Raw genomic sequence first — 14,136 nt, 5'->3', positions numbered from 1 at the left:
ATCTCATTAACAATCGACCAAGGAAATGCCTTGGCTGGACAACTGCATACGAGGCGTTTCAGGAAGAACTGTTGCACTTAATTTGACAAACGGTCATATAATATAAATAGTACAAAATGTGAAGGAGGGATATGCGTTGACTATTACCATTTATGATGTAGCAAGAGAAGCAAATGTGTCGATGGCAACTGTTTCACGTGTAGTTAATGGAAACCAAAACGTAAAGCCAGCAACTCGCCAAAAAGTGTTGGCTGTCATCGAGAGATTGGACTATCGACCAAACGCAGTAGCTAGAGGATTGGCTAGTAAGAAAACAAAAACTGTGGGGGTCATTATACCGGATATATCCAACGTATTTTATGCAGAACTAGTGCGTGGTATAGAAGATATTGCAACGATGTATCGTTATAATATAATTTTAACGAATTCTGACCAACAGGCTGATAAAGAAGTGCAGCTACTATCTACATTATTTAGTAAACAAGTGGATGGTATTGTGATGATGAGTGATGAAGTGACAAAGGAGATGCTAAGTGAAATGGAAAGATCAGACGTTCCGATTGTTTTAGCAGGTACAGTCGAAACATCGGAGTCTTTTCCTTCAGTTAATATCGAATATCACGATGCAGCAGTAGATGCTGTAAATCGCTTAATCCAGAATGGTCATACGAGGATTGCGTTTGTCTCTGGAAATATGGAGTCGACAATTGATCGTGTATATAAACGTTCTGGTTATGAAAAAGCATTAAAAGAGGCAAACATTGAAATTGATAATGACTTGATCGTTGGTGTGGATAATACATACGATGACGGTCTTGCTGCATGGGAAGAATTATGCCAGCTTACCAATCCACCTACTGCATTTTTTGCTGGTAATGACGAGATCGCAATTGGATTGATTCATGGCTCTCAGGATAGTGGACTTAATGTACCTAATGACATCGAAGTCATCAGTTTTGAAAACTCTAAACTGGCAAGAATGGTACGACCACAGCTAACAAGTGTCGTATTACCTTTATACGATATCGGTGCAGTTTCCATGCGATTATTAACGAAATTCATGAACAAAGAAAAAATTGACGAACAAATTGTTGTTCTCCCTTATCGAATTGAGGAAAGGGACTCCGTCAAATAACAAAAGCGCAATCGCCTGTCTCTGCTCCGACAGGCAAATGGGAAAAAGCGAGGAGGCAGCTCTCTAGCCACCACAGCTTTTTCCCATTTGACCCCTAGGAGCAACGTTCTTCTGCGACGAGATGTGCGCAGGAGCAAGGCCGCTGGAGTCTGGAAGTAGAATCGCTCGTAGAAAGGTACATACAAGTCATATATTTTATTATTTCCTAATTAATAATAAATCACCAGTAGCCAATGGCTACTGGTGATTTTTGTATAATCGCTGATTGCGAAGCGCGTATAGTGATTTTTCGAGCATTTGTTTATTTTTTTCCGTTATTTCCGCTTTACGTGGAATTGGTTCGTATAATGGATTTGGATCCATCCAAGTTGGGATAAATGGGACTGGCGACTCTTTTGACCAGCGATCAAGCCAAGCTTTTGGTAAGTTACCTTGTGGTGTTTTTACATCATTCATTTCCATCCAAAGAAGCGACCAAGCACGAGGAACAACACGCCAAATATCATAACCGCCTCCACCAACAGCTATCCATTTTCCATCGCAATACTGATGCGCAAGCTCATGAGCAAGTTTTGGAATCTCTCGGTAAATATTCATCGTTCCATATAAATGGGTTAACGGATCAAAATAATGTGCATCAACACCATTTTGGCTTAAAATAACATCCGGTTTGAAGGATTCTACTATCTCTCTAAGTGCTGTTCGATAAATTTCCAAAAAAGATTCGTCCTCGGTAAACGCATCAATTGGGAAGTTAAAAGAGGTACCATACCCTTTTCCAGTTCCTCTTTCTGTAATATTACCAGTACCAGGGAATAAGTATCTGCCGGTTTCATGTATCGAGATAGTACAAACATTTGGATCATCATAAAAGCTCCACTGTACGCCGTCCCCATGATGTGCATCTGTATCGATATAGAGAACGCGTGCATTGTATTTTTGCTGCATATATTTAATAGCTACGGAACTATCATTATAAATACAAAATCCTGAGGCTCGTCCTTTAAATCCGTGGTGGAGACCTCCACCTAAGTTAAGTGCATGGACAGATTTTCCTTCCATCACGTAATCCACTGCAGTTAGCGTACCACCGACAAGACTTGCGCTTGCTTCGTGCATATGAGGAAAAATAGGGGTATCTTCCGTCCCGATACCATAGCTTTCATAGATAGTAGTATCACTTGTTTCCAAGCCCGCTTTTTTAACGATTTCAATATAATGGGGATCATGTACTAAACTTAACTCTTCATCTGTTGCAATACGAGGTACTACGATATCCGATGGTAATAAAGCGTTCATTTCTTTCAATAGGTCGACCGTTAGGGTTAGACGTTTTTGATTGAATGGATGGGTATCCGAAAATTTATAGTCTAACTGATCTTCTGAAAAGACAAACACGGCATTTTTTTTCATATCATCGTTCCTGGATGATTTGGCCATAATACTTCGAACCCTTCAGCTCGTATAGCTTCGATTAATTTGAGTGGATTCATCGTTTTTACGCGAAGCACTAAAATTTTATAATCATCATTCGCTTTATCGGGATATACAAGTACACTTAATACATTCACTTTTTGCTCATAAAAAACTTTTGAAACTTCAAATAATATACCTGTTTTGTTTGGGACACGAACTTCAATTTGGGAACCCGGTTGATGTGAGCCAGTAAGTTCAATAAACTTATACAATAAATCGGATTCCGTAATCATCCCGACTAGTTTTCCTTGTGACACAATAGGTAAACAGCCTATCCGATTATCATAAAAAATAGTAGCGGTTTCTTCTATGAAATCTAATGGATGGCCGACAATTGGATTTTGGGTCATTATTTTTTCTAACGGTAACTCATAAACTTCGGGATTGTTACTGTTCAATAGAGTAGACGGAGTTGCTTCTTTTAAATCGCGATCGGTCACGACACCAAGGACTTCATGCGCGGTGTTAATAATTGGAATGTGGCGAATTCGTTTTGCCTTTAAAAGCAGTAACGCATCATTAATCGTATGCGTAGGTGTTAAAGTTGGTACTGAGGTATTCATAATTTCCTCTACAAGCATTTGCATACACCCCTTTAGAAAATATATTGATTTTCTATTTAATACATAAACCGGTTCATAAAGCGCAACTGATCGAACTGTTGTACTGACTCACTGTTCACTCGACTTCCTATTTTGGCCATTAAACAATTAGCAGGATGCGAACTAATCTCGGGATCATCCGTTGCAAAATATTCAAGTCCACCAGCTTGCATCATTTTCTCCATCACTTTGCGATACTCCCAGACATTTAAACCAGTCCCTTTTAAATCCCAATGCCAATAATATTCTGTGGTAATCGTTATATAATCTTCCATTGCATCATCCATCATCGAAACGCGTAAAAGTGTCTTACCAACGCCAGTTCCGCGGAATTTCGGAATTACTTCAATAGCTCCTAACTCTATTAAATTTTCCATCTTCCCTTTTGACCATCTTTCCAAAGGGTCTGGATAGAGAAATGTACAGTAGCCTACGATGGTTTGTTGATCTCGTACAATAATAATTCTTCCTTCTGGCAATTTGGCAATTTCAATAATTGCATTATGCTGCTGTGCAGGTGCACGGAAAGCTACTAAGTCTTCATGAAACGTGAAATTTGCTATTTGATCCGAAGGAACTGGACCTTCTATAATGACGGTGCCATGTTTTGTTTCTATTTCCAACGCATTATACGTTTTTTTGTGTATCACGAGTTCACCACCTATAAAAATAAACGCATTTGTAACCATTATACATGATTTCCACGAAAAGAAGATGCATGTATAAAGAACATAGCGAAATATTCTTAAAAGTAAAAAGATTGACAAAACTGTGAACAGATATTGTAGAATAGAAGTGTATAGTTATAGAAAGGGTGATTAGGATGAAAGTAGTAGAATTGTTACCGGTAGAACAAGGGGATTATCAGTTAAAGGATTATGAAGAAACAGCAAGAACATTTAAGTGGGAAGACGCGGAGAAAAATTTTTCATGGTATGAAACTGGAAAATTAAATATGGCATATGAAGCAATTGATAGACATGCAGAGTCAGAGAAGAAAGACAAAATCGCACTTTATTATCAAGATGCAGACAGAAAAGAATCGTATACGTTTTCGGATATGAAAAAGTGGACAAACAAAGCTGCCAACATATACAAAGAGCATTCTGACTTAACAAAAGGGGATCGACTATTCATTTTTATGCCCAGATCTCCGGAATTATATTTTTCTCTTTTAGGTGCTGTGAAAATGGGTGTTATTGTAGGGCCTCTTTTTGAAGCATTCATGGAAGGGGCAGTATATGATCGTTTATTAGATAGTGAAGCAAAGGCAATTGTGACAACTCCAGATTTATTGGGAAGAATTCCTTTAGATAAATTACCACATTTAGAGACGGTATTTTTAGTTGGGGATAACATAGAGGAAACAGAAAAGTTTATCGACTTCAAAAAAGCATTACATAATGCTTCGGAAGCTTTTGATATTGAGTGGGTAGATAAAGAAGATGGGTTAATTTTACATTATACATCAGGTTCTACAGGTAAACCGAAAGGAATTTTGCATGTACATTATGCAATGGTTCAACAATATCAATCGATGAAATGGGTTATGGATATTCGTGATGAAGATGTATATTGGTGTACAGCTGATCCGGGATGGGTAACTGGTACTTCTTACGGGATATTCGGACCTTGGTTAACTGGTGCTACGTCACTTGTTCTTGGTGGGCGTTTTTCACCAGATGCTTGGTATAATGCGATTGAAGACTACAAAATAACAGTATGGTATAGTGCGCCAACTGCATTCCGTATGCTAATGGGAGCAGGGGATGCAATCGTCGAGAAACATGATTTATCATCCCTTCGTCATATTTTATCTGTAGGGGAGCCTTTAAACCCAGAAGTAGTAAAATGGGGGATGCAAGTGTTCCATTTACGCATTCATGACACTTGGTGGATGACAGAGACTGGAGCGCAAATGATTTGTAATTTTGGTTGTCTACCGATTAAGCCAGGCTCTATGGGGAAACCACTACCTGGAATAGAAGCAGCGATTATTGACAACCAAGGTAATGTTGTTCCACCATTTACAATGGGGAATTTAGCGATTAAAAAAGGTTGGCCATCGATGATGCGTCAAATTTGGAATAATAAAGAAAAATATGAATCTAGTTTTATGAATGATGAATGGTATTTTTCAGGGGATTCTGCTTATATGGATGACGAGGGCTACTTCTGGTTTCAAGGACGTGTAGATGATGTCATTATGACATCCGGTGAACGAGTTGGACCATTTGAAGTGGAGAGTAAATTACTTGAGCACCCTGCTATTTTAGAAGCTGGAGTGATTGGTAAACCTGACCCTGTGCGCGGGGAAATTATTAAAGCATTTGTTGCATTAAATGAAGGGTACGAACCTTCGGAAGAACTGATTGCGGATATCCAGCAATTTGTGAAAAAAGGACTTGCTGCGCATGCAGCGCCTAGAGAAATTGAATTCAAAGACAAGCTACCAAAAACGAGAAGCGGTAAAATCATGCGCCGAGTTTTAAAAGCTTGGGAGTTAAAATTACCAACGGGTGATTTATCTACAATGGAAGACTAATGAAAAGCCACAGCGACCTAATTTAAAGGTGCTGTGGCTTTTCTAATTATCTTTTTGAAGTTGTTGTTTCTCCATCTCCGGGGGAATCTTCTCCATCCGAAGGGGGAGTTGTTATTTCGTCTTCTGTCGTGTCATCTCCGTTTTCTGGAGCAGTTGGAGGTGTTACAGGTTCAACTGGTGTTTCTGGTTGTTGAACTTCTAGCGACACAATATTGGAAGCGCCTGATTGTAAACCAGTGATGTCAACAGATACTATAATGTATTGACCAGGACCGCTAACTGTAAAGCTAGGTGACTCAGCTTCTCTTTTCGTTGCGACAAGTACTCGTTGGCCATCAACAACTTGAAACACACGATAACCAACGACATCAGATGAAGTTGATTTTGACCATGTTATAGACTTTCCAGATAATGTGGCATTGACTGCAGCGGGTGGACTACCATCCGCTTTAAATACTTCTTCTGACACAACATTGCCACCGAAACTAGAATCCTCTGGGAAAAGCTTACTCGCATTTCCTCCAAATCTTCCAAGCATTCGTGTAATAAAGTCTTCATTCACCCCATAGCCCCCTTGAACAACAAATTCACTAGGAGTAGCATCTAAGGCGCGATATCTATTGCTGTTTATCACCACGTAAGATGAGGAGATTAAACTATCATCTGCAGCGGTTGGTAACATAGCAGCAGCGTTAAATAAATCGGATTTAACTAATCCAGCTTTTGCACATGCATCGGAAGGAGCTAGTCCTGAAATTCCGCAGAAAGATCTCGTTACGACACCTTCGGGAACTTGGAAAGCGTTCGGTGCATCGACTAGTTCTGGTGATACATCATACATAGCATTCATCATATTAGACCATAACATATTTACGCGCACACTCGGATGGTTATAACGATTATTCATATAAAATAAAGATTTTGTATTATCATCGTAGCCAAGCCATACACCTAAAGAGACATTAGGATTGTATCCAACGAGCCATGAGTCATTATGATTTTGGGTTGTTCCAGTTTTAGCAGCGAAATCGGACTGGAATTTAAGTCGTGAGTTCGCTAGCTTTGCAGTACCGCCAGATAATACGTCACGCATCATATCTGTTATGATATAAGCAGTTGCAGGACTGAAAACTTGTACCGGTACGGTTTCGTGTTCGTAAATAATATTACCTTCCACATCTTCAATTTTTTCAATCATATAGGCATCGATAAATTGACCGTTATTTGCAAAGGTGCTAAATGCATTTGTATTTTCTTCCACTGTAGCACCATTTGTCATCCCACCGATAGAAAGCGCATGGTTTGCATATTCGTTGTCTTCAATATGTTCAAATCCCATTTTCATTAAGAAATCAGTAGGTTTTCGATCCATGATTAAATCATATAACCGAATGGTGGATAAGTTTTGAGAAGTCATAAGCGAATCACGTGCTGAAATAATCCCTTTTTCTTGCGCAATTGTATAGTTGGCTGGTGATTTAGCCCAAGTCGTTCCTTTCAAATTGTCCAGTTTAACATCAACCACTGGACTTCCAGCACCAATGACTCCATATTCGATTGCTGGAGCATACACAAGTAAAGGCTTCATCGTTGAACCAATTGGTCGAACAGCTTGTGTTGCATGATTGAATTGTACTAAATTATAATCGCGTCCACCAAGGAATGATAAAATTTTTCCGGTACTATTCTCGATTAACATACTTCCAACTTGAACAGGAAAATCTTCTGTAATGATCTCGCCGGTATTTGGATCTTCTACTTCTTTCGTGTACGTATGTCCATAATATTCAAATTCATCTTTTACTTTTAACATTGCTTCAAACATTTCTCTATTAATCGTTGTATGAATTCGATAGCCATCTGTTCGAATAGAACGTTCGGCCATAATATTATATTTCTCTAATAATTTAGGTTCTTTTGCTAGTCTTTCAGGGTCAATTCCATCTGCACTAGCTAATTGCTTTCTTAAAATTTCTTTTACACGGTTTTCCACTTCGGATGTTAACCATGGATATTTCTCCTCAGCCACTATTTCTGGCTCTCTAAAATCCTGTGTAATATCATAATTTACCGAAGAATCATATTCTTTTTGTGAAATATAACCTGTTTCTTTCATTCGGTATAATACCTTTTTCATTCGCTCAATACCGGGTTGTAATGCTTCACCCTCTTTTTTCTCCCCACCTTGTCTAAAAGGGGTATAAGTAAATGGGGCTTGTGGAATCCCTGCAATATATGCGGCTTGCGGTAATGTAAGATCCTTTGCTTTTACATTAAAGATGCCGTTTGCAGCTGTCTCGATTCCTGCAATATTTCTCCCGTTTGCATTTCGTCCATATGGGATGATATTTAAATAGGCTTCTAATACTTCCTCTTTTGTCATGAAATGTTCTAAGCGCATCGCCAAGAGAATTTCTTTTGCTTTTCGTTCGTACGATACTTCATTTGTTAAAATTTGATTTTTTATTAATTGTTGCGTCAAAGTGGATCCACCAGTTTGTGTATCTGAATTTGAAAAGTCTTGGAGTAAACCACGGAAAATAGCTTTCGGTACAATTCCATTATGTACTTCAAAATACTCATCTTCTGTTGCAAGTACCGCGTCAATGACATATGGGGAAACTGAAGAAAGCTTTGTTTCCGTACGTTCAAGATCAGTTCTTAGTTTTCCTAAATACACATTCTCTGCAAAATAGATTTCAGACGTTTCTTCATAATTAAACACATCCGCTCTCATATTTTCTTTATCGCGAAGTGGTTCTTCTTTTACTAGTGATGCAAAATAACCAGCACCAACAGAAGCGGCAAATACTCCGAGAGCAACGAATATTACGAGGAATAGTAAGCACAAGTTCCATAAAACACTAGAAGAAACGCGCAAACCTTTGGCCCATTTAGTAGATTGCCACTTATTCATTTTATCTGTATAAAATTGGAATTTCTCCATCCGTTTTTTCATTGATTATTCGACCCCCAAATCAAGAATTATTATACCATAATCGCATATCAGTATACGATAGATATTGACATCCGGTTTAAATTAGGTAAAATAGGTATATAATTTAACGAGGAAAAGTCCGAAGTAGTTGTTGTATCTACTGTTTAGAGAGCTAGCGCTTGGTGAAAGCTAGTCAGTGTACAAGGATGAATTACAGGCTTGGAGTTAGACGTCTTCACAACGATATCGTGATTGAAGCGGAAGGTGAATTCCTTCAAGCTGGGTGGTACCGCGCTAATTAAACTTAAGCGTCCCTGCATGATTTATTTCGTGCAGGGATTTTTTTATTCTAAAGGAGGATTCATTATGACAAACGAACTACTTGAAGATTTAACTTGGAGAGGGTTAATTTATCAACAGACAGATGCAGATGGATTAAAGAGCTTGCTAAATAACGAAAAGATTTCTTTATATTGTGGAGTAGATCCAACTGCAGATAGTATGCATATTGGGCATATTGTGCCATTATTAACGCTTCGTCGTTTTCAGCTTCACGGGCACCGTCCTATTTTGTTAGTTGGTGGAGCAACGGGTATGGTTGGAGATCCTTCTGGGCGTTCGGAAGAGCGAATATTACAAACAACCGAGCAAATTGATAAAAATGTAAGTGGGATTAAAACGCAAATGGAACGTATATTTGACTTTAAAACAGAGAATGGTGCCAAAATGGTAAATAACCATGATTGGATTGGACCGATGTCTGTCATTGAGTTTTTACGTGATTATGGGAAGCTTATCAATATTAACTACATGCTAGGGAAAGATTCCATTGCTTCTCGCTTAGATTCTGGCCTTTCTTTTACAGAATTCGCCTATACATTAATCCAAGGTATTGATTTCAATCATTTATTCAATACTTACAATTGTAAAGTACAGGTTGGAGGATCCGACCAGTGGGGGAATATTACAACGGGTCTTGAAGTGATTCGTAAAACGCATGAGGAAGAAACTAAAGCATTTGGTATTACAATCCCATTAGTGACGAAAGCGGATGGGACAAAATTTGGAAAATCTGCTTCGGGTTCTGTATGGTTGGATGCGAAAAAGACATCCCCATATGAGTTTTATCAGTTTTGGATTAATACTGCAGATGCAGATGTTATTAAATACATGAAAATTTTCACTTTCTTAGAGCGTAGCGAAATTGAAGCATTCCAAGAAACAGTGGAAAATGAACCGCATTTACGAAAAGGTCAAATTGCGCTTGCTGAAGAAATGACTCGACTAATACATGGTCAAGAAGCGCTAGATCAAGCAATTCGAATTTCTCAAGCATTATTTAGTGGCAACTTAAAAGAATTAACAGCTACTGAAATGAAAGATGCATTTAAGGATGTACCGTCTGTAGAAATGTCTAAAGAGGCGAAGAATATCGTTGATTTCATCGTGGAAGCTACTGTATCTCCTTCTAAAAGACAAGCGCGTGAAGATGTAACAAATGGTGCTATCTCAGTGAATGGAGAAAAAGTAACGGATTTAGCATATGAGGTAGGAGATAGTGATCGTTTAGAAGATGAGTTTATGATCGTTCGTAGAGGTAAGAAAAACTACAAAATGATTAAATTTGTATAAAATGAAAGCTACTTCCCAATACATAGGGGAGTAGCTTTTTAAAAAGTATGAGCAATCGTTAAAATCCACCACGTTCATCCACATGATGATTGTTTTGTCCATCTTTTACTTGTAGTTTTTTCTTTTCATGGTCCGTTAATTTTTCAGGTTCATTAAAATTTGTACTAACATGTTTATTATTCATTTTTTTATTTGTCGATGTATGGGTTTTATTATTTTTCATGTACATACCCTCCAATTTTTGATCATTTCAGTTCTTAGTATTTACGTCGATTAGTAAAATAATCATGAATTTACTAAGAAATATAAAATTAAATGTGAAATGGGATGAAAAATAAGCGTTAAATAGTATAGAATAATAATTGGAATAGAATTTTCAACAATATTAATATTTTTACTTTATAGGTTAATTATTTGGATCGAGGGGCTGGCGCAATGGCTACAAAAAAATACATATTAGATCGTTTCGACGACTTTTTTGTCGTTCTATTTGAGAAAAATAACAAAGTAAACAAGCTCGTTATTCTAAAAGATAAGTTTACGATAGATGCAAAAATAGGAGATTTAATAGAAGTTCATATGAAAGAGGATAAATCAGGATATGATTTCACAATACTAAAAGAAGAGACCAATCAGACTAAACAACGGTTACTAGATTTAATCGAAGGAATGAAAAAAGAATAGGCATTATTGTCTTCTAAAGAAAGCGTTTTTCTATTCAATTAGACTGGCGCTTTTTTGTTTGCAGAAATACAGATTTTATATTTTAGGGATATGTGTCTTAGAAAAGTTCTGTTAAGAGATCGCAATGATTTTCGCTGCAGGCGGACGCTTTATCTTTAAAATACGATTCATGCTTAGACTTTCATGCGAGTAATCAATAGAATAGAAAAAGCCTCCAAAACCCTGAATTATAAGGGTTTTGAAGGCTTTTAATATCACTCTTTGAAGAGCAATAAAATTAACGAGAGTAGAACTCAACGATTAGAGCTTCGTTAATTTCAGCTGATAATTCGCTACGCTCTGGAAGGCGAACGAAAGTACCAACTTTGTTGTCTGCGTCAAAAGTTAAGTATTCTGGAACGAAGTTGTTTACTTCGATTGATTCATTTACAACGTCTAGGTTTTGAGATTTTTCACGAAGAGAAATTTCTTGACCTGGTTTTACGCTGAATGAAGGAATATCAACACGTTTACCATCAACCATAACGTGACCGTGGTTAACTAATTGACGAGCTCCACGACGAGTACGAGCAAGACCTAAACGATAAACAACGTTATCAAGGCGAGTTTCAAGAAGGATCATGAAGTTTTCACCATGTTTACCTTGCATTTTACCAGCTTTGTCAAAAAGAGTACGGAATTGACGTTCGTTAACACCATAAGTGTGACGAAGTTTTTGTTTTTCTTGTAATTGCATACCGTATTCTGTTAATTTTTTACGTTGGTTTGGACCGTGTTGTCCTGGTGCGTAAGGGCGTTTTTCTAATTCTTTACCAGTACCGCTTAGTGAGATACCAAGACGACGTGATAATTTCCATGATGGACCTGTATAACGAGACATGTATGTCTCCTCCTTTATATTGGTTTTATTTTGTTGTAAAATAAGACCAGATGTATTCAAACTAGCAGACATTTTGTTTTCATGTATCATCGCCCTAGCAGCCGAGGGTTACGGGATACACCATCTATTTAAAAAATAAGAGGAACAAAATGAGCAATCTAGGCCATACAACTGCTGCATTTATTTTACACAAAATCGATTGTATCGTTTTATGTTGAGAAAGTCAATCAAATTCGTTTCTTAGAGAAAGGGACAGTTATAAATTGTGAGAAACAATTGACAAATCTAAAGTAATATAGTCAAATTGAATTATAATCAAAGTGTGATAAAAGTATCAATTTGCTCTTAGAAAACTGAGAGGTGTAACGATGAAAAATGATGGAATAATGACGCTTATAAAAAGTCGTATTTTAGATGTGTATAGTGAAAATTTACTTACCACTGGAACTACAATAAAATGGTTTAATGACTTAAAAAATATACTGTCAGAATTTTTTGATGTTGAAAAGGTTCATTATTTTATTTTTGACATAGATACATTTAAACCATTGAGAAAAAATCATAGTTACTCGAAAAAAATGCATTTGATTAAATGGCTTGAGGTAGAGGCATTTTTTTATGAAAAAGATTTTACCGAAACTCCTTTTTGGGATATGGAAAATGACCTGAACAAAGTAGTTAAAATTTTACTTAGGGATTATGACAATCAACCAATAGGACTGCTTGTCATGGATTCAACGGTGAGATGGAAAGAATTCGCCGAGACGGAAAATATAAAGGAATTTGTTTCCACCATTACGAAGCTTGTGAAAACAATTAGACAATCGATTGTTTTAATACAGCAAGAAAATCAATATCGAAATTTATTTAGTGTAACAAAAGCGTTTAACTCCACACTCGATTCGGGGGAAATATTAAATGGAACTTTATATGCTATAACTAATGCGTTTCCACAATTAGAGCCTACATTAATATTATCGAATGACCAAGATAGAAAAACTTCTGTTCCTTATAAGTTGTTTGATTATACTTCTGAACGACCAGCCACAGTAGATGCATATGTTTCAGGCGAAATTACTACAGAACTTGTACAAGAGTTAGGTGTACGATTAATAAATGTACCGATAAAAGGGAAACAAGGAATTTATGGTATATTACAGCTTACCACCACTGAGGATTATATTTTCTCTACTCGACAAAAAGAATTTGCTACATCGCTATCGGAAACGACGGGAAATGCACTTGAAAATGCAAAATTGTATATCCAGTCTCATAGGTTAGTTTCAGATCTGCAATTAATAAATGAAACTTCACATAAATTAAATACGAATATTTCTTTAGAGGAAATGTTAGTCTTCTTAAGAAATCAATTAATAAAATCTTTCCACCCAGAGCAAATCTGCTTTGTTTTTATCGAAGAAGAAGAATACAAAATTTCCACGTCGAGTAATGATTACTTCCATACGAATGAAGGTCAATTTTACATTCAACATGTTGCTAATCATTTTAACAAAGTGAAGGACTCCTTGTTTATAGCTGACTTTAACAGAATAACAAAGTTAAAAAGTGGTTATCGCTCTCTAATTGCTGTGCCATTAAAAGAGCAAAATACGATTACAGGTTTTAGTATAGTGCTCCATAAAGAACCTTATTTCTTTTCGTTTGATGCCTTTAAATTAATGCAATCTCTCATTCAACATTCATCACTTGCAATAAGTAACTCTGCGCTACGTAATAAATTGCAGGAGATGGTGAATCGCGATCATTTAACAAATCTTTTTGCACGAAAGTATTTGGATAAATATGTGGAAAATTCCATGAAAATAGATGACCGTGGCGTATTTGTATTAATTGATATTGATGATTTTAAACAAGTAAATGATACGTTTGGTCATCAGGTTGGAGATGAAATATTAAAGCAAATTGCTTCCATTATACAGAAAAAAGTTGGAGAAAAAGGAATCGGTGTAAGATGGGGTGGAGAAGAGCTAGCATTATATTATGCTCAAATGACACTCGAAGAAGGAATAGAGATGTGCAAGCAATTATTGGGATCAATTTCATCCGAAACTAATCCGAGCGTGACAGTTTCAATTGGTGTTTCTAGTTGGCAACAACAAGATAATATAAATTTTCACCATCTTTTTCAACAGACAGATATCGCTTTATATGAAGCAAAAAATAAAGGGAAAAATCAACTAAGTATTATGGAGGTATCTCATCATTTGTAAAAGAGATGCCTTT

11 protein-coding genes and 1 other annotated feature are annotated in these 14,136 nt (G+C 36.9%); of the genes, 5 read left to right on the top strand and 6 right to left on the bottom strand.

The annotated features are described in order from the left end of the window. The first annotated feature begins 136 nt into the window (after positions 1-136). Complete coding sequence (ccpA, locus tag ACIQYS_RS01950) at positions 137-1,135, top strand: catabolite control protein A (RefSeq protein WP_402974046.1); 999 nt, start codon at positions 137-139, stop codon at positions 1,133-1,135. Between the two features lie 237 nt (positions 1,136-1,372). Here ccpA and ACIQYS_RS01945 read toward each other — a convergent pair whose 3' ends face one another. From ACIQYS_RS01945 to ACIQYS_RS01935, 3 genes are read right to left on the bottom strand one after another with little or no spacing between them, the layout of a single operon-like run. Beyond that, positions 1,373-2,575, bottom strand: coding sequence for an acetoin utilization protein AcuC (locus ACIQYS_RS01945; protein ID WP_402974043.1), 1,203 nt, complete (start codon positions 2,573-2,575; stop codon positions 1,373-1,375). Beyond that, the gene (locus ACIQYS_RS01940; RefSeq protein ID WP_402974040.1) at positions 2,545-3,192 is read right to left on the bottom strand and encodes an acetoin utilization AcuB family protein; all 648 of its coding nucleotides are present in this window, start codon (positions 3,190-3,192) and stop codon (positions 2,545-2,547) included. Before ACIQYS_RS01940 ends, ACIQYS_RS01945 begins: the two co-directional genes overlap by 31 nt. 38 nt (positions 3,193-3,230) lie before the next feature. Beyond that, a complete protein-coding gene (locus ACIQYS_RS01935; RefSeq protein ID WP_402974037.1) occupies positions 3,231-3,863 on the bottom strand; it encodes a GNAT family N-acetyltransferase in 633 nt (210 codons plus the stop codon). Between the two features lie 173 nt (positions 3,864-4,036). Here ACIQYS_RS01935 and acsA point away from each other — a divergent pair, with 173 nt between their 5' ends. Then, positions 4,037-5,758 carry an acetate--CoA ligase gene (gene acsA, locus ACIQYS_RS01930; RefSeq protein WP_402974034.1) on the top strand — a complete coding sequence of 574 codons (1,722 nt, stop codon included), beginning with the start codon at positions 4,037-4,039 and terminating at the stop codon, positions 5,756-5,758. Positions 5,759-5,804: 46 nt separating this feature from the next. Here the strand turns inward: acsA and ACIQYS_RS01925 are convergent, their stop codons facing one another. Then, complete coding sequence (locus ACIQYS_RS01925) at positions 5,805-8,717, bottom strand: transglycosylase domain-containing protein (protein ID WP_402974031.1); 2,913 nt, start codon at positions 8,715-8,717, stop codon at positions 5,805-5,807. Positions 8,718-8,817: 100 nt separating this feature from the next. Next, positions 8,818-9,015: a binding site (T-box leader), on the top strand. 47 nt (positions 9,016-9,062) lie between these two features. On the opposite strand from ACIQYS_RS01925, the gene tyrS reads away from it, so the two are divergent. Continuing rightward, entirely contained in the window at positions 9,063-10,328 is a 1,266-nt protein-coding gene (tyrS, locus tag ACIQYS_RS01920; RefSeq protein ID WP_402974028.1) for a tyrosine--tRNA ligase, read from the top strand. A 58-nt stretch (positions 10,329-10,386) separates the two neighbouring features. Here the strand turns inward: tyrS and ACIQYS_RS01915 are convergent, their stop codons facing one another. After that, positions 10,387-10,551 carry a hypothetical protein gene (locus ACIQYS_RS01915; protein ID WP_402974025.1) on the bottom strand — a complete coding sequence of 55 codons (165 nt, stop codon included), beginning with the start codon at positions 10,549-10,551 and terminating at the stop codon, positions 10,387-10,389. Positions 10,552-10,763: 212 nt separating this feature from the next. On the opposite strand from ACIQYS_RS01915, the gene ACIQYS_RS01910 reads away from it, so the two are divergent. Then, a complete protein-coding gene (locus ACIQYS_RS01910) occupies positions 10,764-11,012 on the top strand; it encodes a DUF3006 family protein (RefSeq protein ID WP_402974022.1) in 249 nt (82 codons plus the stop codon). Between the two features lie 277 nt (positions 11,013-11,289). Here ACIQYS_RS01910 and rpsD read toward each other — a convergent pair whose 3' ends face one another. Next, a complete protein-coding gene (rpsD, locus tag ACIQYS_RS01905) occupies positions 11,290-11,892 on the bottom strand; it encodes a 30S ribosomal protein S4 (protein ID WP_402974084.1) in 603 nt (200 codons plus the stop codon). Positions 11,893-12,260: 368 nt separating this feature from the next. Here rpsD and ACIQYS_RS01900 point away from each other — a divergent pair, with 368 nt between their 5' ends. Continuing rightward, positions 12,261-14,123: a sensor domain-containing diguanylate cyclase gene (locus ACIQYS_RS01900; RefSeq protein WP_402974019.1), complete on the top strand. Its 1,863-nt coding sequence runs from the start codon at positions 12,261-12,263 to the stop codon at positions 14,121-14,123. Positions 14,124-14,136 lie beyond the last annotated feature (13 nt).

It is taken from the genome of Psychrobacillus sp. NPDC096426 (genome assembly GCF_044762745.1).
GTDB lineage: Bacteria > Bacillota > Bacilli > Bacillales_A > Planococcaceae > Psychrobacillus.
This window is presented reverse-complemented; position numbering and strand designations above follow the sequence as displayed.